The organism is Pseudovibrio sp. Ad37 (assembly GCF_001623075.1).
Lineage (GTDB): Bacteria > Pseudomonadota > Alphaproteobacteria > Rhizobiales > Stappiaceae > Pseudovibrio.
The window spans coordinates 52,357-74,990 of sequence record NZ_LMCF01000092.1 but is presented as its reverse complement, the minus strand read 5'-3'; the positions used below and the strand labels follow the sequence as shown (position 1 = coordinate 74,990).

The 22,634-nt window shown below is 49.7% G+C and carries 17 protein-coding genes; 4 read left to right on the top strand and 13 right to left on the bottom strand.

The window, feature by feature from the left end; all coding sequences use genetic code 11:
- Positions 1-124: 124 nt before the first annotated feature.
- The 10 genes from PsAD37_RS15120 to PsAD37_RS15075 all read right to left on the bottom strand — a co-directional run bounded on the left by PsAD37_RS15120 (position 125) and on the right by PsAD37_RS15075 (position 15,689).
- Positions 125-1,516: an FAD-dependent oxidoreductase gene (locus PsAD37_RS15120; RefSeq protein ID WP_063296855.1), complete on the bottom strand. Its 1,392-nt coding sequence runs from the start codon at positions 1,514-1,516 to the stop codon at positions 125-127.
- The gene (locus PsAD37_RS15115) at positions 1,500-2,318 is read right to left on the bottom strand and encodes an FTR1 family protein (protein ID WP_063296854.1); all 819 of its coding nucleotides are present in this window, start codon (positions 2,316-2,318) and stop codon (positions 1,500-1,502) included. Before PsAD37_RS15115 ends, PsAD37_RS15120 begins: the two co-directional genes overlap by 17 nt.
- A complete protein-coding gene (locus tag PsAD37_RS15110; RefSeq protein WP_084407830.1) occupies positions 2,318-5,728 on the bottom strand; it encodes a multiheme c-type cytochrome in 3,411 nt (1,136 codons plus the stop codon). Before PsAD37_RS15110 ends, PsAD37_RS15115 begins: the two co-directional genes overlap by 1 nt.
- Before the next feature lie 142 nt (positions 5,729-5,870).
- A complete protein-coding gene (locus tag PsAD37_RS15105; RefSeq protein WP_063296853.1) occupies positions 5,871-7,904 on the bottom strand; it encodes a hypothetical protein in 2,034 nt (677 codons plus the stop codon).
- Positions 7,905-8,220: 316 nt separating this feature from the next.
- A complete protein-coding gene (locus PsAD37_RS15100; RefSeq protein ID WP_063296852.1) occupies positions 8,221-8,979 on the bottom strand; it encodes an ABC transporter ATP-binding protein in 759 nt (252 codons plus the stop codon).
- Positions 8,976-9,935, bottom strand: coding sequence for an iron chelate uptake ABC transporter family permease subunit (locus PsAD37_RS15095; RefSeq protein WP_063296851.1), 960 nt, complete (start codon positions 9,933-9,935; stop codon positions 8,976-8,978). The genes PsAD37_RS15100 and PsAD37_RS15095 overlap by 4 nt, the downstream gene beginning before the upstream one ends.
- Positions 9,910-10,863, bottom strand: a complete 954-nt coding sequence (locus PsAD37_RS15090; protein ID WP_063296850.1) for an ABC transporter permease — start codon at positions 10,861-10,863, stop codon at positions 9,910-9,912. Before PsAD37_RS15090 ends, PsAD37_RS15095 begins: the two co-directional genes overlap by 26 nt.
- A gap of 59 nt (positions 10,864-10,922) precedes the next feature.
- Positions 10,923-11,831: a siderophore ABC transporter substrate-binding protein gene (locus PsAD37_RS15085; RefSeq protein ID WP_063296849.1), complete on the bottom strand. Its 909-nt coding sequence runs from the start codon at positions 11,829-11,831 to the stop codon at positions 10,923-10,925.
- 156 nt (positions 11,832-11,987) lie between these two features.
- Complete coding sequence (locus PsAD37_RS15080; protein ID WP_208991895.1) at positions 11,988-13,544, bottom strand: alpha/beta hydrolase-fold protein; 1,557 nt, start codon at positions 13,542-13,544, stop codon at positions 11,988-11,990.
- A 108-nt stretch (positions 13,545-13,652) separates the two neighbouring features.
- Complete coding sequence (locus tag PsAD37_RS15075; protein ID WP_063296847.1) at positions 13,653-15,689, bottom strand: TonB-dependent receptor domain-containing protein; 2,037 nt, start codon at positions 15,687-15,689, stop codon at positions 13,653-13,655.
- A 262-nt stretch (positions 15,690-15,951) separates the two neighbouring features.
- Here PsAD37_RS15075 and PsAD37_RS15070 point away from each other — a divergent pair, with 262 nt between their 5' ends.
- The 3 genes from PsAD37_RS15070 to PsAD37_RS15060 all read left to right on the top strand — a co-directional run bounded on the left by PsAD37_RS15070 (position 15,952) and on the right by PsAD37_RS15060 (position 19,699).
- The gene (locus PsAD37_RS15070) at positions 15,952-16,812 is read left to right on the top strand and encodes a helix-turn-helix domain-containing protein (protein WP_208991894.1); all 861 of its coding nucleotides are present in this window, start codon (positions 15,952-15,954) and stop codon (positions 16,810-16,812) included.
- A gap of 145 nt (positions 16,813-16,957) precedes the next feature.
- The gene (locus PsAD37_RS15065; protein WP_063296846.1) at positions 16,958-17,452 is read left to right on the top strand and encodes a ferritin; all 495 of its coding nucleotides are present in this window, start codon (positions 16,958-16,960) and stop codon (positions 17,450-17,452) included.
- A 306-nt stretch (positions 17,453-17,758) separates the two neighbouring features.
- Positions 17,759-19,699 (top strand): TonB-dependent siderophore receptor, encoded by a 1,941-nt coding sequence (locus tag PsAD37_RS15060; protein ID WP_063296845.1) that lies wholly within the window; start codon positions 17,759-17,761, stop codon positions 19,697-19,699.
- Between the two features lie 32 nt (positions 19,700-19,731).
- Here the strand turns inward: PsAD37_RS15060 and PsAD37_RS15055 are convergent, their stop codons facing one another.
- The 3 genes from PsAD37_RS15055 to PsAD37_RS15045 all read right to left on the bottom strand — a co-directional run bounded on the left by PsAD37_RS15055 (position 19,732) and on the right by PsAD37_RS15045 (position 21,653).
- Positions 19,732-20,190, bottom strand: a complete 459-nt coding sequence (locus tag PsAD37_RS15055; RefSeq protein WP_063296844.1) for a MarR family winged helix-turn-helix transcriptional regulator — start codon at positions 20,188-20,190, stop codon at positions 19,732-19,734.
- Between the two features lie 108 nt (positions 20,191-20,298).
- Entirely contained in the window at positions 20,299-21,060 is a 762-nt protein-coding gene (locus PsAD37_RS15050; RefSeq protein ID WP_063296843.1) for a hypothetical protein, read from the bottom strand.
- Complete coding sequence (locus PsAD37_RS15045) at positions 21,057-21,653, bottom strand: RNA polymerase sigma factor (RefSeq protein ID WP_244272532.1); 597 nt, start codon at positions 21,651-21,653, stop codon at positions 21,057-21,059. Before PsAD37_RS15045 ends, PsAD37_RS15050 begins: the two co-directional genes overlap by 4 nt.
- A 25-nt stretch (positions 21,654-21,678) precedes the next feature.
- On the opposite strand from PsAD37_RS15045, the gene PsAD37_RS29170 reads away from it, so the two are divergent.
- Complete coding sequence (locus PsAD37_RS29170; RefSeq protein WP_244272531.1) at positions 21,679-22,563, top strand: cytochrome c family protein; 885 nt, start codon at positions 21,679-21,681, stop codon at positions 22,561-22,563.
- Positions 22,564-22,634: the final 71 nt, after the last annotated feature.

Here is a 22,634-nt window from a genome sequence, read left to right as displayed (position 1 = left end):
ACAACCCGTTCACGTAATTCTATCGGATATGGCTTGCCCATGTGCCCTCCAAAAACAAGGATGGCAACATTGAATCACAAAAAGTTAAAATGAGAAACCTGAATCAGATCTGGCGCAGCACGCTCTAAGCCACACTTTCCGTTTCTATAACGGTTCTTTCACTACGATGTTCATAGATGGTAGAGCGATGATCCTTTTCGCTAATCAGCGCATCAGCAGCCATCTGCCCCATCTCCATTGAGGTGTCTGTGAAGATGTAGCGGAAGGTACCTTGCCGCCCACACTGGATCAGATTTTTAAACTGATTGAGGTGGGCAATTGCGTTTGCACGGTTCTTCTCATAGCCCACTGTCATCAACGGATAGGCTTGCCGCTGGTAAGTTGAGAAGTACTCACCTGTCGCTGTTGAGCTGTCTATACCAAGCTTGTTCAAAACATCACAGGCTTTGAGAAACATCTGCTCGTTGTCCATCTCCCACAGCTTGCTTCCTGGATCGCATGGGATCTCCAGCATAGCAGAGGTATGCCCCTTTGGAGCCATGAACGATGAGCGTCGTTTGGGCTCCTGCAAGCGTGTCGCCATGATGTCTGGATCAGATAGATATTGCCATGTGCAGTCCGAGAGATTGTCCATATCAAGCGGCATATTAAAGAACCGCAATCCTCTGAACGCTAATGCACTCTCTCCACCTGTCATGTTAACCATGTAAGGCAAAGAGAGCGTGGAGAGCACAGCATCTGCTGGGTAGGAAGAGCCCCTTGCTTTCACGGCACTAATTTTATTTGCTGCGTAGTCAAAGCCGTCGACAGGTGCGTCAAAGATAATCTCACCGCCAAGCGCTTCAACCTTTTGGGCCATGCGCTCAAAAATGGCACCAATTCCATGCTTAGGGTAGCGATAGCTTCTCGCATAGGTGCGAGGGGTGTCGTTCCCAATTGGCAAAAGTCGTTTGGCAACATCTTTCAAGTCCAACAGACTTATGCGCTGGCCAGCCCAGTCTGCGGACAGGTCGACCGGATCAATACCCCAGAGTTTACCTGTGTACCCTTCAAAGAAGTTTTTGTAGAGTGTCTTACCGAACCGGCTGGTGATCCATGTTGCGAAGTTATCGTCCTTGGGCATACCGAACGGCAGAAGTGCCAAGTCTTTTATCGCACCAACCAATAATGAGGCTGGTGCCGTTTTCAGGATGTTGCCCATTGCTAATGGATAATCGTAGGTACGATCCTGAAAGCGAATGACGCTCTTGCGTTGGCTGGTCAGCAGGTCATCCCCCACCAGCTCTTCGACCAGTTTTAGCAGTTGCGCGTTGTGAGTGATGAAGCGGTGGCCACCGTAGTCAAAGCGATAGGTACCATGGCGCCCTTCAAACGTTGTTGTGCCGCTTTGGCCACCTTCTTTGGAAGCCTTTTCAAGCACGGTGACCTGAATACCAGCTTCCAGCAAACGGATTGCTGCTGTCAGACCAGCAGGCCCCGCCCCCAACACCAAAACATGTTCAGGCTTTTTGAGCATAGCCGCGGCTCCAGAAACTCAGGAATAGTCCAAGGTAAAGCACCCAACTCGAAAATTGGATCAGCGTTGGAGACGCGTTATATCCGAACAGAGCCCGCATGAAAGTGCCAAAGGTGCCCTGTTCATCCAGAACAAACGAGATGTTGAAGATCTGCTCCACCAAAATCGGAACAACATCAATTGCCTGCATCATATTGATGGCAGACGAGAACAACCCGGCTGCGATGATAATGATCAACAAGCTGGTGTATTTGAAGAATGGAGCAATCGGGACTTCGCGGGTGCCGCGCATCATGATCCAAACCAGCAGGATGGATGCAACAAGACCAATAGTTGCCCCAATCAGACCGTTCTCCAATGTCACGCCCTGCCCTGAATACGTGAGAGCAGAGAAAAACAGCACTGTCTCAAACCCTTCCCGCAGCACCGCAATGAAGGCAAGAAACACCATGCCCCACAGGTTGCCTGAGGAGATGTGGAACTCCAGCTTCCTTTTGACATGGTCAACCTGCGCCTTAGCTTGTTTGTGCATCCAGATCGCCATGTAGCTCAGCACCAACGTGGCAAAGAGCAGGATAAAGATCATCAGCAGATGTTGATAGCGTTCATTGGAAAACTGATCAATCACCACCTGGAAAATGAAGGCCAAAGCCAATGATACGATCAACCCAAGCACCACACCCAGATAGACGTATTTGTTGAAATGCCGCACGCCAAGTTTGTGCATGTAAGACAGGATGATGCCAACCAGCAGAAAGGCTTCCAGCCCTTCGCGAAATGTGATCAGAAAACTGGCAAACATTATGGCCGCTCCAGTGTTTGAGTAAGTTCAGCCATAACAACAGCTTCTGGATTTGGTAGATCTGGGTAGGATTGGCGTACTGCATCGGTCACCCACTGCGGATAGATGCGGAACATCATCTTCACATCAACGCTGAGCGGATAAGTAGCTTCCTTTGGCAATGCAAAGGCTTCACCCCGATAACCATTCGCTGGGATCTTGGTATCTTTCAACATTTTTTCATAACGCCAGAAGAGCAAGCCGACAGGCTTGCCATCCTTGTCGCCAAAGACCTTCTGGAACATACGAGCATCGGTTGGTACGACGCCCTTATCATCCATCTTGCCATCTTCCAGAATAACATTGCCACTTGCGTCTTTCACGGTCACATCCAGCCAAAGCTGACGGAAGTCAGCAACGCCGGTTGGCAAGGCATGCCCTGCTCCAACATTTTTGACACGAACGATCAGTTTCCCGTTTTCGTCAATGTAGCTTTCCAATTCAGCAGCAGTTCGCAAAAGCTCAATGCTCATGTCTGAGAGCTTCTTATTGCGCAGGCCGACAAGATGGTGGTTGGCACCCGTGAACTGATGTGTCACCACATTCTCTTTCACCTTGCCCCCATCTGTAGAAATGCTCGGGACATTCTCACCGATTTTCTGCACGTCAGCCATCATGTGACAGCTGATACAAGTGCGGTTCTTGGAGGGGTCAGCTGGATTGTTGTAGGAGGATTTTTCCCACTCACCGTAAGTGTTCACGATGACACTACCTGTGCCTGGAGCCACCTCATTATGGCAAGTGCTACACAGAGCAGAATCCTTGTAAAATGGCTGAGAGTACGACTTGGCATGCACTTCGGGCTTGGCGTTGATCTGACGGTTACCCACCCAGTGCAGCAGTGCATTGTCGTTGTCTTCAAAGATATACTTTTCTCTATCTTTCACATTGACGGTAAAGCTGGCGTTGGTACCTGCTGTCTGCCCCATGGCTGCTTCAATACGAGTGATACGATGGCAGAATAAGCAGCCCGTGCCTTCATCTGAATCCGGTACACCCTTCTCAAGGGCTTCAAAGAGACTGGCGCCGCCTTTCTCAAACATATGTCCGTCTTGCGGAACTGTCTTTGGCTTGGTGAACTGTTCTTGCGGCTCATGACAGCCAAGGCACCATTTGCCGAAGTCCTTACCTTCCGTCTGTTCTGCAACGGATTTCACGACCATGAAGTATGGGTTAGATTCTCCCATCAGACGGTGGTTTGAATCTGCCCATTGCTCAAACATGTCAGAATGGCAGGACGCACAGGCGGCTGAGTTCACCCAATCTTTCTCATGTAGAATCTTCCGATCATCATCAAGGCGTATCCAACTTGCATTCAGCGGTAAGTTTCCACGTGACGTGATGAAAGCTTGCAGAGCCTCCATGTCGCGTTTGACTGGTTCTGACGGTTCATCCGGATTGATCTGCAAGGCTCCATCACGGTCGTCATGGCCCATACCACCTTGCGTCTTTTGCATGATGCGCAAGTAGTCACCAATGAAGTTACCGGAGATCATACTGTTTAAATTGTCGTGGCCAATTGTGGCGCGGTCAAACTTCTTGGTTGGTGTAGATCGATAAAGATAGCCATTGGTGAAGTTGAAGCCATCCACGTGGCAACTCTGACAGCTCATCCAAAAGTCACCAGTGGTCGGCGTTAGTTTGGAATCATCTGTGTTGCCGCTGTTGAAAAGGGTCTTACCTCTGCGTAGCTTGGCCTCAACCGGATCGCTCTGCACCAGTGGAACTGGAGCTTGCTCACTCAGAGTGACGCGCGCAAACGGGCCGTCCCCACCTCTTTTCAGCGCTACAAGATCAAGCGTCATCGCGTTTTGCACAAAGATGTCCTGGCCATACACGACAAGCCCACGTGGGTTATCGCCCGGAATGTGGCGAAAGATCTGCATGACCTTTGCTCCACCTTGGTTCAGTTTGCCCTTGCGGCGCGCTCGGCGCTTCTTCTTGCTGGTTAGGGCTGTTCTGCGGGTCAGATCAAAGATCATCAAATCTTCGCTGCCAGCCAATGTCACGTAGACCTTTTTACTGTCCTGAGAGAATTCAGCGTCATGAGGGTTTGAAACAATGCGAGTGCGATTGTTGGTATCGATAATATTGATTTGCTTGAAGAGGTGCTTGCGGCGCTCAGCAACTTCTTTCTCTTGCCCTTGTTCAAGGCTCAACAATGAGACACTCGGAAACACGGTGGATTGAAACTGGAAAGGATGATCAAAGTTCCAAAGAACGTGTGGCAACCAGGCCTCGCTCTCATCTGGGCTTACTGCAATATCATCCAGAATGCGCGGGACACCCTGCGAAACAGCTTCGTCGTTGTCCTGAGTTTCAGCCAAACTGATCGTCTTCAGAAATGTAAGCTTAGCCCCTGAGGTATCCCAAATGGAGACCTTGCCAACCATGGCATGCGTTACGATCAGACGACCATCACTGAGCAAAGCAAGACCACGCGGGGTCTCTTCGCTGTCGATTTCCTGAGTAATGCCCTGTCTCGGATCAATTGCAATGATCTTGTGGGCTTCAAACAATGAAGCCCAGAACAGGTTGTTGATCTTGTCATAGATGATGCCAAACGGGCGATAGTCAGTCTTGAACTCAGAGAGAACTTTGTTTGTGTTCAGATCAATGAAAACCACGCGGTCACCCGTGTAGTCCGTTACACCTGCAACATGCTGTTTTTCATCCAACGCGATGCGGCGTAGCTCACCACCGATCTTGATCTCTTGCAGCACTTTGTTAGAGCTGCGGTCAACAACAGTGACACTGCCTGCATCAAAGTTTGCTGAGATGAGTTTTGTGCCCTCACTATTGAGAACAAGGGAGCCACTTTCAACGGCAGCATAGGCTGGCACCATAAGTGCGACCAGCGCCAGAAGAAACGGAAAGATCCAGGCTGCAGCCTTAACCATCGAATAGCGCTTGGCATGGTGAAACACCAATAACGAAACCGGCAGAGCTGGAACCAGATGGAGCCAATATGCAACCTGCCCCATCATGTTGCCGCGATTGCCAAAAAACGCGAGATAAATGCCACTGAGAACCAACAGTACCAGGGCAACCTCAATCATCTGGCCTGTTCTACGAAGAAACGGGCGTCCGTTCTTCTTAACCAGGTCACGATGAGAAAACCAAAATGGAAGAACGAACAATGGAAAGAGGATAAGGGAGACAATGAAATGCATGGCAAGTGAAGGTTGGATGAGCTGCCAAGGAAGGCCAACAACATCCCACAGCATCAACCCACTGATAGTGAGGAAGTAAAGCACAAACTCAGCATGTTTGCTCTTGTAACCGAGACGCTTCCAGAACAATTTTATTGCGCTGGGTTGTGCTGGCTTAGGTCCAGTGACTGGTACGCTATTCTTGCTTGCATCATCCATGACTGCAGATCGATTCTTCGTCAGATTATTATGATTGTTGTCTCTATAGCTAAATGCGAATGCCTCGCATTTGACTTAGGTTAACAGGCAGAAGAAGCCGGGATGTTTTACACCCCGGCTGTTTCAAATCGCGGTAAACTACTTATTTTACAGCAAAAACTTTGACCTTACCGGCCATCACCATAGCTGTGCCAGCCTGCACAATTTGCGGAACACCATCTGCATCCGTGTCCAGATCTTCACTACCAGCTACAACGTTTTCACCACTGTCTCCCAGCCATTCAGCAAGCTGCATGCCCTCGTTCACATTGCGACCGTTGATGACAGTGCGGAACCAACTTTCATATCGCTGCGTCAGACTTGCCAGATCCAATAGAGGTTCATTCTCACCTTCACTGTTGCGCAGAATAAGCATTGCACTACGCAGTCCAGCACTGATTGCAGCAGCGGTGTATGGTGTGTGCTCAGCTGGTTGGCCTGGCACAGCAGCGTATGTGCCAATCGCCTTGTCATACATCTTCGCTTCAATGGTCAGGAACAGCTTACGTGCTGCTTCTTTGTAGCTCTCATCCTTTGTTGCAAGGAATGCCGAGGTTAACCCATGAACAACAGCGAACTGCGTACCCAGGCTTTGCTCCGTGCTCGCGCCCTTGCCAATCTCAAACCCATCAACTGCGAGGCCATTTTCAGAGATCAAATTCTTCAGAATAAAATCTGCCTGCGCGTTAATCAGCTCGAGCGCCCGCTTGCCGCGTGCAGTTTCCAGGCTCTCGCCCGCATCAGCGGAGGCATAACCAACGGCCAGTGCATCCTGAGAACGCTGAAAAATGTTCAGGGCCTGAAGAGCATATGCCGCATCATAAGTGGTAACTTTGGAGCCCTGCTTGCCATCATAACGATCAACCAGAGTGCCCGCTTCTTTGTTGAAGTGCAGCGCATCAAGGTTTTTGAAAGTAGCGTTTGTGAGAACACTTGCAGCGGAGAAGACATCATCAGAAGCAATGTCATTCACCAGATCATTGTCTTTGTTTAGGTCAGCAGCTGCAGCAAATGGTGCACCGTCAAACACTGCGATAAAAGCCGGGTTCTGATTTGTGTTTGCAGTACGTTGGTCGCTATATGCGTAAATCTCTGAAAGTGGCCATAGCATCAACCATGTGTCACGCAGAGTGGATGCCCCGTCGATGACCTTCAAAGACCCGATGGCTTTCACGGTGTTCTCGGTCTTTTCAGTCACAGCGACCTTGCGCGGGAACCAGATTGGGCCCTGTGCTGGATCATAAGACGCGGTCAGCTTTGCGCCAAGCATCTTACCGTCATAACCAAACTGATCACGTAGTGTTATCATACGGTCATTGAGCATTTCAGTTAGAATAACGCCGTTAAAGCCATCTGCCGTGGATACTCCGAGCGCGTGTACGCCATCCTGATCCATGACAGAACTTTCAGCCTCAACTTCCAGATCCTCTGCTATTGTGTGCATACCGCCGAGGAAATCCTGTGCCCACATGACATCCTTCAGCATGATGCCTGCCGCAGCTCCGGGATTGAAAGACTTGTCCATGCCTTCCTCTTTCCAGGAGAGCGAAGCATAATCGCGGAAGTACGCCGGAATATCGATTTTTACTGTTTTAGATTTTCCGTGAGCGGTCAGAATATCCGCCTCATCGCTGGAGACGACAGAACTGTCAATTTCCTGACCAAATTCAGGAAGCGCTGAGATGTATGGGAAGGTGATCGGGTACATGTTGAGCGGAATTTCTTCCACTGGGAAGGCAACAGATCCGGCCAGTTCAATCAGGCGCTTACCAAGGCTTTCAAGTGAACCGCCACGTGCGTTGTTTAGTGGACCGTTTACGATATGCGGGCCCATCTTAGACTGATAATTGACCGCATACATAGCCTCCTCAGAGTATTCATAACTCTCAATGCCGGCTGCGTAATCAAAAGCGGTTGGCTGATTGACGAGATTTGGGTCCAGAACATCAAGATCCAGCCCCAGACCTTCCGCTAAAGGTTCGCCAGAAAGCTCAAACTCTGTGTAAGCCAGGAAACCACCCGCTGGATCAAAGATTTTGTCTAAAACCTCGACTTTAACTTCAGTAGAACCTGCAAGAGCTGTAGAGCTGATTGCCACTGCTGATACGAATGATAGAAGTGCCGTTTTATTCAACATGCTTAAACTCGGAATCTCTTTTGAGGGGATAGCCCAACATGAGCAAACCTCCCCTATCCCTCTCCAATGCAATAGGATCACCAGGGCAAAACTAGCGCCCTCTCGCAATTGAGAATGATTTGCAATCCGAGAAATAGAAAACAGAACATCTTTCGCAAATGACAAAAGTCAAATATGAATTAAATATTCATGTTTTATAATTATTCAAAAAATCAATATGTTATATGGACTTATGACTACATTACATATCCCAGCCAACTGTGCATTTCACCATTCCCAGTGACAAAACAGTTCGTTAAGCCCCAAAGAGCGCTGCCTATAAATGATGCAGGGCTATGAGTTGATCTTGGTGTTGGGTGACTGTGATTTTCATCGAGTAGAGCGTTTGGAGGGCGTTTGTTTCCAGAACATCTTGTGGGGTGCCGTGGATGGCGAGGGTGCCGTCTTTTAGGGCGATGATTTCGTTGGCGTAGGCTCCCGCGTAGTTGATGTCGTGGAGGACGATGACAAAGGAGCGTTTGCCGGTGTCGGCTATTTCGCGCAGACGCTTCATGAGGCTGCGCGCATAGTACATATCGAGATTGTTAAGCGGCTCATCCAGCAGGAGGTATTTCGTCTCCTGACAAAATGCCATGGCGACCAGTGCTCGTTGTTTTTGGCCGCCGGATACCTCATCAATGAACCTACCGGACATATCTTGCAGATCAAAGTAATCCAGCGCTTCCTCTACCGCCTTATGATCTTTGGCTGTGGGGCGACCTTTGTGGTGCGGGTAGCGGCCAAATCCAACAAGATCCCGCAGAGACATACGACTGCTGAGTGCATTATCTTGTCTTAAGATAGCAAGGGTCTTTGCAAGTTCTCTGGTGGGTGTTTGAGACACTGATTGGCCATCAAACGAGATGGAACCTGTCTGGAGTGGCTGCAAGCGGGCCATGAGGGACAAGAGCGTGGACTTCCCTGCCCCGTTTGGCCCAATCAAGGCTGTGATTCCGCTTTCTTTTATGGAAAGCGAGATGTTTTGAAGGATTTTGCTCTTTCCATAACTATGAGAAACACCATTAATTTCAATCATCTCATTTTTCCTCGAAAGAGAAGCAGCAGGAAGAGAAGTCCGCCGAAGAATTCTACGGTAACGCTCAGGGTAGACTGGCTTTTTAAAATGCGCTCAAAGACCGTTTGGCCGCTGACGAGAATGAGTGCAGCGATCAGGATAGAGGCCGGCAGCAAAATGCTGTGACGGTGGGTGTTCATGATGAAATGGGCAAGACTAGTCACCAACAAGCCAAAGAAAGCGACAGGACCGACCAGAGCTGTTGAGACAGAAACCAGAGTGGCGACGAGGACCAGAACAGCGAAGCTTGCCCGCTCATAGTTTACGCCTAAATTGATCGCATTGCTGCGTCCCAGTGCAATGACATCAAGGCTGTATCTAAGCCGCCAAATGATAAGGCAACACACTGAAACGAGCAGGATGCTGAGGCCGAGCAGGTCTTTGTCTACGCTGGAAAATTGAGCAAAACTTGCACCTTGCAAAATGGCGAAGTCGTTTGGATCGATAATCCTTTGCAGGAACCCTGTCAGACTCCGAAACAATACCCCGAAAATGATACCCACCAGAACCATACGATGAAGGTCCTGCCTGCCTTTTCCCATCACCGTTGAGAAGAGCAGTACGGCTGCAAGCAACATAACACCTACTTCTGCGAGAAACTTGATTTGTCCATCAAGAGCGACGTAGGTGAACCCTCCGAGCATAAACACCAGCAGCGTTTGAACCAGTAAGTACAAAGCATCAAAACCCATGATGGAGGGTGTTAAGATGCGGTTCCCGCTGATGGTTTGGAACAGAAGTGTTGCAACAGAAATTGAGACTGACACCAGCAAAAGTGCGAGTAGTTTTGTTCCCCGGAAAACAAGCAGGAAACTCCAGCTGCCTTTGGCGCCAAGAGTCATGAAAACGATACAAGCAAGTGCCAGCAAAACGCTCAGGATAATGAGCTTTTTAGCGTGCATGAGCTGGTCTCGCATACAACAGATAGAGGAAAACGAAAGACCCGATGACGCCGAGTACCGTACCAACGGGTATCTCATAGGGGAAATGAACCAGACGCCCGATAAGATCGCATACAAGCACCAGAAGCGCGCCGAGCACTGCGACCCACGGCAAGCTAGCCCGCAGGTTGTCACCCATCAATTTGCGAGCAATGTTTGGTACAACCAGCCCCACAAATGGGATCATGCCTATTGTGACAACAACCAATGACGTGGAAAGTGCCAAGATAAACAGGCCGACAATCACGACTTGCTTGTAATTGAGGCCCAGATTGATGCTGGCATCTTTGCCCATGCCAATGATGGTGAACTGATCAGCCACAACATATGTGAGAATTGCCAGTACGCCGCAAAGCCACAAGAGCTCATAGCGGCCGCGTAAGATGCCGGAGAACTCTCCGCTCATCCATGTCCCCTGAAACTGCAGCATTTCTGTTTGAAAAGCGATGAAGATGGTCAAGGCTTCCACGATGCCGCTGAAGATCAAACCAACGAGCGGTACGAGTAATGGAGATGTTACCGGCAATCTGGAGATCATAGCCAAGAAGACAGCCATACCGATCATCGCTGTTATGGACGCGACAATCATCTTCACAATCAATGGGCTACCCGGATAAAGCAGTGTCACAAGCAAAATGCCCAGTGCTGCACTTTGGGCTGTGCCAACGCTGGAAGGCTCCACAAAGCTGTTTCGGGCGAGCATTTGCATGACAGCACCTGAAACAGCAAGGGATGCGCCTGTCAAAACAACTGCCAATGTGCGCGGGATTCTACTGATAAAAAAGAGGTCAATGTTCTGAGGGGTTTGCCACCAGTCAGAGATAGAGATCTCTTTGACACCAACGAATAAGCTGAAGCAGGAAAGTGCGAACAGAGCGACGATAGCAACGCCGATGTTTTTCATGGGACACCAAGGAAATGGCTAGAGCTGAGCAGCGCGCGCCCAGCTCTTGGCGAGAACTATTACTTATTGAAGGCTTCGATCAGCTGATTGAAGATGCGCGTGGTTGCCTGATAACCACCTTGGGCAATGTAAGTTGCAGCCGGATCAAGATAGATCACCTGGCCCTTCTTCCACGCAGTCGTGCTGGCTACCAGTTCATTGTCCAGAACCTGACGGGCATTTTCAGCATCACTGCCGATTGCTGTTGCGCGATCCATCACCAGAAGCCAGTCAGGATTGGCCTTTTGAATATACTCGAAAGACACCGCTTCTCCATGAGACGCCACGGCAACCTCAGCCATTGCCGGTTCAATTTTCAATTCATCATGGAACCAGCCGAACCGTGAGCCCGGGCCGAATACAGAGACTTTGGGGCCATTGGTAAGAACAAACAGCGCCTTGCCCTTGTCTTTAACTGAAGCTTTCACTTGTTCTAGCAACCTGTTGTAATTACTAGTAAGTTTCGCTGCTTCCTTTTGCTTATTAAAGACCTTTCCGTAGGCTTCCAGATGCGCGAGCAGCGTTGCTGAAACCTCTGAAGAACTTGGTGTCATATCGATGGTTGGCGCGAGTTCAGACAATGGCTTTGCCTGTTTGCTGGAACGGCCTCCAACGATGATCAGTTCAGGCTCAAGCACATTGATTGCCTCGAAATCTGGCTCAAACAGAGTTCCGATGACATCTGCCTCAGACTGAACACCATCAAGATAGTCGACATACATTTTGTTGACGACGCCTGCCGGCTGGACACCCAGAGCATTCAGGTTGTCGACTACTCCGATATCAAACACGACCAGATTCTTTGGCTCAACAACAACGCTGGCTTTGCCATTTGCGGTGTTGATTTCGACCTGTTCTGAAAGGGCTGGAGAGGCTGCCAGAGCAAGGCAAGCGAAAGCGGCAACTGATCTCGTTACGCGATGAAACATTTCTAACTCCGTTGGATAGATGTCTCATGGCTTGGCGTAAGAGCCTGGCTGTTGAGCTTTGTTTCTATCTAAAATCAAAAAAAGAGGAAGTCCAACAATACCTGAGGTTTACACTCAGATATTTATGCAGTTGCATCTAAACGGGTTCCGGATGCATCATGGAACGCCCTTCCCAATCAGGTGAATAAGACCATCACTGAGGATGGTTTGCCACGAGAATAAGTCATGGCCCGCAGCGTAGGTTTCCAGCTTTACCTGATAATCTTTAGCAAGCAGAACATCTCTAAGATGTTGGTTGGAATAAAGTATTCCAACTCCTCGACCGGCTGCACTTTTCTCAAAGAGACCCGCACTGAGGAAAAAACGGACATCTTGGCGAGGGGCATTTGCAACAAGGCTTGCGACGTAATTCTCGTTATTGTCCTCTGAGTACCAATAGGATCCAGACATAGAAAGTACGTTTCCAAAGTGCTGCGGGTAGCGCAGAGCGATGGTGCTTGATGCAAGTCCACCAAAACTGGAACCTGCCAAGATGGTTCTTTCTGGCGCTATGGATGTGCCAAGTTCTGCCTGCGCAAATGGCAGTAGTGTTTTGGAGATAAAGGCAGCGAACTGAGCGTTGTTGGGGAGTTCAACGGTTCGTGTTTTAGAATCTATGTGAGATATGAAAATGGCAGCTATTGGCGGAATTACGCTGTCTGCGACCATGTTATCCAAAATATCTGGAACTGAGACACGGCCATTATAGTGTTCTGAATCAAACATGATGAGCAGCGGAGCAGTTGCTTTAGATGCTTCATAGCCTTCGGAACGGTATAGCCAGATATCGCGTTTGTTCCCAAGGGCTTTACTCTCAATTTCATACTGCTTGATCTGGTTTTTTACGACTACCTGATCACCAAGGAAGCGGGGAGATGCTGCTTCTGGTAGCAGAACTGTTGAGTGCTGATTGTAGGGATCGATTGCATCAGCAGGCCAAGGATGTTTGTTGAGCGGATCTGCTGCCAGAGTTGCCAGAATTGCTCTGCGGCGCTCCACCCATGTGCCTGAAATCACGGGCACATCAAAAGCCAGTTGATAGGAAAGACGAGTGGTGTTTGGAACGATGAATGACTTGAACCAGACATCACTGCCTGTAAGTCGCTCAAGTTCATCATGATTACTTGTTGGGGCACCAAGAAGGCGGACGCCGGTTTTGGCACCTCTTGCAAGGAATGTCAGGATGCTTTCACCATTCCCGTTGTCTTCGATCAACGGTGTGCCTTTCTGCTCGACCTCTGTCCAGAAGGTATCGGTTGAACTGCCTGCTCCTAGTTGATCTGCAAGGCGAGAAAGACGCGGGCTAAGGTATTTAGTTTGTTGGGATTCTTGATGTTCAATACTAACTTGGTTGATGACCGAGAGTGTGAAGTTTCCAGTTTCAATCGCGGATACCTTGAGGCTTATTGGAGCATCACCAGCGACCAACAGGAATGGTGCACGTCCGGTGTTGGCAGAGACAAATCTGCGGATATGAGCACCCGTCAAACGGTCGATAGTGTCCAGATTGAAGCGGCCCGATTCCACTTGCCAACCAAGTTGGACGTAGTCCCCTGGTTTCGCTTGCAGCTCAAAGGCCTCCTCGTGATCTTGTTGAAGAAAACGTACGTCAGCCGGGGTGTCCGCTTTTGAAAGTTCGAGTGTGAACCCTGACGATACACTTTGAGACATCATAAAAACAATCAACCCAATTAGAGTTTTCCTGAGTGAAAACATAGTGATACACCTATACGTATTGAAGGCGGGCGTGGGCCCACCTCCCTGCTCTTTCATCATTGGAGATCAGAAACGAGTGGTGCCTGAGATGAAATAGCGGCGACCATCGACATTGAATTCATCCCAGTCTGTTTTTAGGATTTGATTGTCTGCAATGTTCAGCACGCCAGCGCGGAGTGTGAAGTTCTCGGTTATGTCGTAGCGACCTGTGAAATCTGCTGTGATGTAACCGTCTACTTTGCGTGCGAATGCCATGTCTCCGTTGGCGGGAACCGATGTGTATTGCTCGCCTACGTAATTGGCAGATAACGCAAAACTGAGCTTTTCGTTGAAACTGTAATCCAGTTTGACGTTTGCAGTATGCTCTGGCTGGAATGCAAGTGGAGCATCATTCGCACTTGTGTTTTTCGCGTCCAGATAGGTGTAGTTGGCAGAGACTGTTAGCTCATCTGTTGGATGCAGTGTCAGGTTGGCCTCGATCCCCATTGTTCGGGCTTCTTCAATGTTCTCAAACTTGAAGATCGGTTTGCCATCTGCGGTAAGGCCAACATAGTTGGAATAAATCTGAGCAACAGCGACATCAGCTGTTCTGGCAGGTGGAAACTGGATCATGTCTTTGATCGTATTATGGAAACCGGTTATGCCAGCGCTCCATTTTGCTTCGTTATATTTAAAACCAGCCTCAAAGCTGCTGCCAACTTCCGGATTTAAATCTTCTGCCCCTCCAAGAAAACAACTGCCACCGCAAGAGACTTGGTTCCAGTTTGGGGACATTTGCAGCAGGGTTGGTGCTTTGAAGGATGAGGACCAGCCGCCTTTGAATGTCAGGGCTTGCGTGAGGTGATAAACGCCGTAAACGCGGGGGCTGGCGTTCCAGCCGAATTTTTCGTGTTTGTCCAGACGGCCTCCGAGTGTCACCTCAAAATTCTCTGTGATTTCAAGGCGGTCTTCAACGGAAGCAGCGGCTTGCCAGAGGGAGTTGTCTGATCCACCCTCGCCTACAAGGACATACTTGTCTTCGAGGGATTGATGTTGGTAAGTCGCGCCGACGGTGATGAAGTTCGGGACCAAGAGGTCTGCATCAAAGCTGACTTTGCCGTCTCCATTGAAGTTATAGGCTGTGTTCGGCATATCGACACCAGCGGCGTTTCCGTGGCCGTAGGAATTGTCGATCCGGTCGCCAAAGACACGCAGTTCTGTCTCACCAAATTCGTAGGACCCATGATGAGTTATACCCGCTGAATACCTGTCCAACGTGGTCTTATCGTGCGTGCGTTTGCTGTAACCTGCGTTGAAATCAACGGAATTTTCTTCGTTTACGTCCCAGGTGACCGTCGTATCAAGGTGTTTGTTATCGCTTTTGGCGAACCCTGCATTGGCTCGTCCGCTTGAGCTGTCAGGGTTCAAGCTGCTTGAATCTTTGCGGCGGAAATCCCAGCTGCCGTAAGTTCTCATGAAGAGTTTGTCTTTGAGGATTGGACCTGAAAGGTTGAAGCCCGCACGGCCATAATCACCGGATTTGCGATTCTCCTGAAGGGTATATTCGTTGGTAAGTGAGCCGTGCCATTCCTCAGTTTCCTTCTTGGTGATGATGTTGACAACACCGCCAATTGCATCGGAGCCGTAGAGCGAGGACATGGGACCGCGAACGATTTCAATACGTTCGACGGCTTCAAGAGGAACCCAGCCGGAATCGTAGTCGTTTCCGCGGAACGCGTTTGGAGCAGAGGTGACGCGTTTTCCATCGATCAGGAACAACGTGTAATTCTCGTTCAGACCGCGGATCTGCACTTTGTTGAGATTGCCAGCTCTGTTGAAAGTGAGGCCCTCAACACTTTCCAGAAGGGAACGAACGTCTCGAGCGCCCTGATTTTCCAAGTCTTCTGCGGTGATAACGGAGATACTTGCAGGCGCGTTCTTGTAGGTCACTTCAGAAGCTGAGGCTGTGACGACCACTTCATCCAGCAGTTTATTCTCCTGTGCGGACGCCATTGAAGCGCAAGTCAGCGCGGTTGAAACCAATAAGAGGTTTAGTGCGTTCATTTGCGTTTTTTGCGTAAAACGGGCGTTCTTAAGTGCTCTATCAACGTCGCGGCTAGACATCGAAACATTCTCCAATCGTATCCGTGCGACAGCACAGCGCCATGAGCGCTCGCATATGTAGCGAGCACTTTGGGCACCTCTTTACCGAGATGTTCGTGAGCTGGAAGGTCGCGCTGGACTTACTTCATTTATACGAAGTTTTAAACTTGACTTCAAAACTCATAATATATTTATGAAGGGGTGTTCGTCGATTGGAAATGCATTGGCGTGTGCGCCAAAAACATATTCATTCGCGCCACTGAAAAGTCAGGGGGCACTTTCCGTGCAGATTGAGCAGCAGATCCGAGTCAAAGTCCTGGACGAGACTATGGGCCACCATGAACATGACGGTCTGGTGGAGCTCTCACCTATTTTCCAGATTTTCATTTATCTGGAAGGTCAGCAGCAGTTTTACATTGATGATGTTTATTTTGATCTGGATGCTGGGGATCACGAAGCACCCAAACCTCAGGCGCTGCTGTTCAACCTGCGAAAACCTGCCAATCTGCGCTTGAAGCCGAGTCAAGCCGGGCACTCCCTGCGCAAGGTCGGCATCGCCGCTCAACCGGACTGGTACGGTGCAATTGGGTTTCAGGCCTCTGCTCTTTCTGAGGAAGTGCGGAGCTTTATGAATGGCCATCTGAATTACTTCATCTGGCAGCCAGATGAGCGCATGGTAGACCGTGCTGCGCGAATTTTGGCTATGACCAATGATGGGGCTGATGAAATTAGCGGCCTACAACGGCAAGCCGAGGCGTTAAGCCTGATGTCTCAGAGCTGCGCGCATTTGCAAGGGGCAGTACAGGCCGAGAAGCGGGAAGCGGACAGTCAATTACGGATCAAAGGATTGAAGGTGCGGGAATTTCTGCTGGAGCATCTGGAGGAAGACCTTTCCATCGAGCGGATCTCCAAAGAAACGGGCCTCAGCAAACGCAGCATTCAGCGCCACTTCAAAGATAAGTACAATCTGACAGTTTCTGATTTCATTCGCAAACAGCGTTTGGAGAAGGCCCGGCAAGCCATCAATAAAGGCGGCATTACTGTTTCTGAAGCTGCCTATATGGCGGGATATAACAGCCCGTCCAGCTTTAGCAATGCCTTTAAACGGGTCTATGGCTCAGCGCCGAAGACCTGGCGAACATAGGACATGAGCTCGCAAAATAGCCATTTCTGAAACTGCTAATCACTTGCAATTGCTAAGATAATTCTTCTCAAATTGACTTTAGTCAAAGCGAATAGTTTGTAGCTCTTCAAATCTGTCTCCACAAAATTACTGATTGGAGAATCCGATGAAGCTCAACACAAAAGTCGCAGAAGCTCTTAACCAGCAAATTAATGCTGAGCTGAGTGCCTCTTACGTTTATCTCGCTGTGGCTGCCTACTTTGATTCTATTGAGTTGCCAGGTTTTGCAAAGTGGTTCCGTCTTCATTCAAAAGAAGAGACTGACCACGCAATGCGGATTTACGATTTCATCGTAAAGCGCGACTCTCGCGTTACACTGGAAGGCATACCCGCTCCTACTGTTGAATTTGATTCAGCTCAGGCTGCTATTGAGTTGGCCATGAAGATGGAAGTGAAGGTCACGTCGCAAATCCATGCTCTGTTTGATCTTGCTCATGATGAAAAGGAATACGGCACACAGAATATGCTGCACTGGTTCCTTGAAGAGCAGATTGAAGAAGAAGATCTGTTCCGCCGTGTTCTGGACCAAGTGAAAGCTGCTGGTGATGACCGTTGGCACCTGCTCACACTTGATGATCAGATGGGCCAGCGCCAGGCTTAAATCTCTTTTTATTGTAAGGCCCTCGCTATACTTTTAGCGGGGGCTTTTTTTGCTTTGTGCGCGGTGATGTTTGAACACCCCTATCAAATTCGGCAGATACACACAGATTAAATTTTGATGAAAATCACATAACACATTGCATTTTATGGTGATTTCAATTCAGCGATCAAATCGCACAGGTTTATAGATATAGATGCATTTGCATCTATAATTGCGCTCCAATATACCCTCGCGCATAAACATGAGTAATTATCTCATATTTGATTCGCCGTAGGTAATACGGCCAATATGCGGGTGGGGATCCTAATGAAGAAACTTCGGTGGCGTTTGCTTGTTTCCGTTTGTGTTTTAAACGGTGCTTATTTTTCTACCGGGGCTGCAGCGCAGGATAGTGTGGATGCCAGCGAGGAGCTGGACCCTGTTGTTGTCTACAGTTTCAACAATGACCGCTTTGCAGTGGCTGCTGACAGAAACACCTCAATCTACGTTTCAACTCAAGCGATTGAAGCCGCAGAGATGGGCGATCTTCGTGATGTGTTTGCTGAGAATGCCTCAGTAACGGTTGGGGGCGGTATCCCGATTGCCCAGAAAATCTTCGTCAATGGTGTAGATGCTCTCAACCTGAACATGACCATTGAAGGTGCGATGCAAAACAACCGTGCGTTCCACCATGTGACAGCTAATGCCATTGATCCAGCACTGTTACGTGCGGTGCGTGTGGATGCGGGTGTTGCTGCAGCTGATTCTGGGCCAAATGCTCTGGGCGGTTCGATCGCCTTTCAGCTGATTGACGCACTGGACCTGCTGGAAGATGGTGAGACCATGGGCGGCAAAGCCACGCTGAGCTTTGATACAAACGGCAACACGTTCTCCCAAGCTCTGACTGGCTTTGCGGAGCACAACGGCTTTGATATTCTGGCCTTCGCTAAAAACGCCAAGGGGCAGGATTACACCTCTGGCGGCGACTGGGAAATCCCGGGAACCGGAGCAAACTTGCAGACCGGCTTACTCAAAGCCGGCTACTCCTCAGAGAGCGGACACCGGTTTGAGATTTCCGGTATGATGCTGAAGGATAAGGAAGAGCGTCCTTATCGTGCTAACTTTGGTGCTTTCAAAGGCACTTCACCGACCCGCATTTATGATACGATGCGTAAGAGCTTCTCATTCCGTTATGAGCATCTGGAACCAACAGACCTTTATGACCCTGAGATCGTGCTTGGCTTCAGTGAGAGTAACATTGATGTGCCTGTGCCACATGGAAGCAACGGGACTTCCAATACCTTGAACGGCAAAGTTGCAAACACTTTCCGGTTAACTGAGGATATTGGCTTCACAACCGGATTTGATTTTTACAGGAAGACCGCAAACTACGATGACCCATCCTCTGATTTGGAAGAGGTTGCTCATAACTTTGGCGGTTTTGGACAGGTACGTTGGACACCATCGTCAGCATTGAAACTGTCAGCGGGCTTACGTCTTGACCATCAGCGTTTTGAAGGTCTTGGAGATTTCGATACTTCTGTCACTGGTCTGAGTGGCAACAGCTCGGCATCCTATGAGGTCTTGGAGGGACTGAAGCTTAAAGCAGGATATGCTACTGTTTTTGGTGGGATCGCACTTGAAGACAATTATACCTTCAGTTCCTCATGGGATTACTCTGATATCAAGCCATCACGTTCTCACAATGTGACTGCTGGGCTTGAGTTTGAACGTTCCGGCTTTTTGCTCTCAGGTGAAGTCTTCAGAACTGACATTAGCGATGCGCGCTCGCGCGACGCTAATGTCGATGTTCTTACCGAAGGCTTCAACTTGGCTGCGGGCTATAAGTGGGCCTCAGGTTCGGCAAAAATCACTTATTCCAACACGCGTGTCGAAGTCGATGGCAATGCAGCTGACTCCTATGTTGCTCAGGACTTTGTTGCCCCACTGGGACAAGTCATTGCTTTCAACGTTTCTCATGAACTGGAAGACTACGATCTGACAATCGGTGGAGATGTGCAAGGGGCATTCGATTATGACACAAGATCTGGTGACTCCAATCGAACACTGGATGGCTATGCAGTTGTCGGATTGTTTGCGGAATACGAACCAGAGCAGGTTGATGGTTTGAAGCTTCGACTTGAGGCAAACAACATCTTTGATGAGGATTATTCAGATCGCGGAACGTATGGTGGTGACTACCAGTCAGTAAACACTCTGAAGGAACCGGGGCGGTCCTTCAGTCTGACGGCGAACTACAGGTTTTAAGAGATATTGGGGTCGCTGTTTAGCGGCCCTTTTTATTCGTAGAGCTTGGTCAGCAGTTTGAAAAGCTCAAACGCCTCTTTCTTGGTGAGACGTTCTCCGACTTCCTGCTGGATGATTTTGAAATAATGCGGCCAGATTTCCTCGTGGGCATGGGCCGCTTGAGGTGTCAGGAAAATCAGCTGCGCGCGTCCGTCCTCTTTATCTGGACGACGCTCAATCAGCCCCTTATTTTCCATACGGGCGATGTGCCGTGACATGCTGAACTGCGCCATATGCAGATGGTCTTGCAAGTCAGAGGCCTTTGCCCCCTGCTCTCCCACACGTTCAACCTCCAGCAGAATTTCATACCAGACCGGGTTATCAATGCCATGCGTTCGCAAACTGCGCTCAAAGCGTGGGTAAAGATAGCGGTGGGCCCGCATCAGGTGAAACCAGACACGGCTTGCAAGCTTATCTTCAGTCTCCGTTTCAATCTCGTCGTATGTTTTCATCAACGCAAAGTCCCAGTCAGCAATCCGAAAGACCTAGCATACTGATCCTCCCCGCGGCGCTTGCTCTGACAGATACTGACAGAAAGATTTGTGTGATGCTCTCCTTGCCTACAAAACGCGGGAGTGGATTTGCTCGGCGACGGTGTCGATGCGGCTTTGGTTTTGGCCTCCAATAACGAGGTAACGATAGCCGTTGCCGGTCCAGTCAGCGGAGGCCATGCCTTTGAGGCTGGTGGATTGCATGATGGTTCCGGCGGCATCTGTGTCTTTGAGGATGCAGAATGCAACCGGGGCACCGTTGGGGTCTGCAAAGACGATCTGGATGAGTGGTGCGCCTTCATGGCCCAGAACCTGGGTTCGCAGTAGTTTCAAGCCTTCCAGATCATTGAGGTCTGAAAGGTTCAGCTGCTGGCCTACAGCGGTTGAGGCTTCAGCCAGCTCTTGTTTCAGTTCATCCTCGGACCTGTTCAGGGATGCGATTGTCTCTTTGACGTAAAGCGCCTGATAGCTTGCGACTTCCTGCCGCCAGTCAGTTGTGTCATCTGCCCAGTGCATGAGGCCTGTTCCGATGGCCAAGCCAATCACAAGCGTTGCTGCGCGGGTGCCCCATGTGCGGACAAAGGTTGGAGCGACTGCATGATCGTTTGCAGGGATTGGCTGTGCGAAGATCTTGTCTTCCAGCTGTTTCAGGTGATCAGCGTCAGGGATCTCTGCAAAGCCTTGCTGAACGACGGGGAGCAGGCCTTCAAGTGCCAGCAGGCGTTGTTCCAGGATCGGATCGCTCTCCAGATCCACTTCTATTTGCTGCGCGGTTTCAAGGTCCAGAGAGCCTGCCAGATAAGACCGTAGGTGTTCGTCGGTGTACATCATGCCAGCTCTCCCTTCTTCATCTGGTTGGCTTGTTCCTGCTTTAAAGGTGCAAGCGTTTTACGGGCTGCAGATAAGCGACTCATGACCGTTCCAATAGGAATACCTAAAATTGCGGCTGCTTCGCGATAGGTGAATTGCTCTACGAAGACAAGTTCCACCACAGAGCGCTGACCTTCTGGCAGTCGCATCACCTGTTTAAACACTTCAGCGGCGAAAATATTCGTTTCAGGGGATGGAGACGGGTCGATGAGGCTGGATTCGATGGCGGTGTCGAGCTGGCCGGTTTTCCTCAGGTGCTGGCTGCGCATTTCATTCAACCAGATGGACCGACAAATGGTCATGGTCCAGGCGGCAAAGTTTGAACCTGCCTGAAACTGGCTTTCCCGCTCCAATGCCCGCAGACATGTGGCCTGCACCAAATCGTCCGCCAGATCCTTTTGCCCTGCAAGCGAAAGTGCAAAGCGCCAGAGCCGGGGCATGAGGGTGATTAGGTCACTTTGAAAACGTTTCTGATATTTTTTTCCAAAATACATCGAATAAAAGCCAGCTGTCGTGTGTTCCTCAATTGATAGCAACCAAAAATCGTCAATCACATCAAATCACGAAGGCGACATACCTATGGTAAAAACCCTTTTCCGCACCTCCGCGATGCTTTTACTGTTGTCTGGCAGTGCCCTTGCACAAACCTGGAGCGTGGACAGCGACAGCTCACGCCTTTCATACGGCACCATCAAAAAGAACTCCGTGGGGGAAGTGAACAGCTTTGAGAAACTCTCCGGCTCTGTCTCGGAAGATGGCAAGCTGCAGCTGACAATTGATCTGGGTTCTGTTGAGACCAACATCGATATCCGCAATGAGCGTATGCGCCAGATCGTGTTCCAAAGCATCGGGTCTGCTGATCTGACTGCGCAGCTGGACACTGCTGAGCTGAACCAGCTTGCAGTTGGTGCAACCACTGTTGTTGATCTGGAAGCCACCCTCAATTTGCTGGGCACCGAAATCCCGGTAGAGACAGAGGTTTTTGTAGCGCGTATTTCCGACAGCAAAGTTCTAGCGACTACCAATGACATGGTGTTTTTGGGAACTGAGGAAGCGGGTGTGAATGCGGGTGTGGATCAGTTGAAAACACTTGCCAAGCTGAACGGGATTACACGGACGGTGCCGGTTACCCTTCGCCTTGTGCTGACAACAGATGGGAAGCAGGCGGCAGCTGAATCGGTTGCGGTTCCAGCACCAGTTCAAGTGGCGTTTGCGGGGGATGTGAAGGCGGGCAAGAAGGTTTTTAAGAAGTGCAAGGCATGCCACAGCATGAAGGAAGGGCAGAACAAAGTTGGCCCAAGCTTGCACGGTGTGATTGGCCGTCAGGCCGCTGCTGTTGAGGGCTTCAAATATTCCAAGGTTATGGCAAGTGCTGATGTGACGTGGGATACAGAGTCTCTGACCGAGTTTCTCGCCAAGCCGAAGAAATTCTTGCCAAAAACCGTATGGCATTTGCCGGTTTGAAGAAGCCAGCAGATATCGAGAACCTGTTGGCTTATCTGGACAGCGCATCAAAATAACTGCGGTTTGATGCG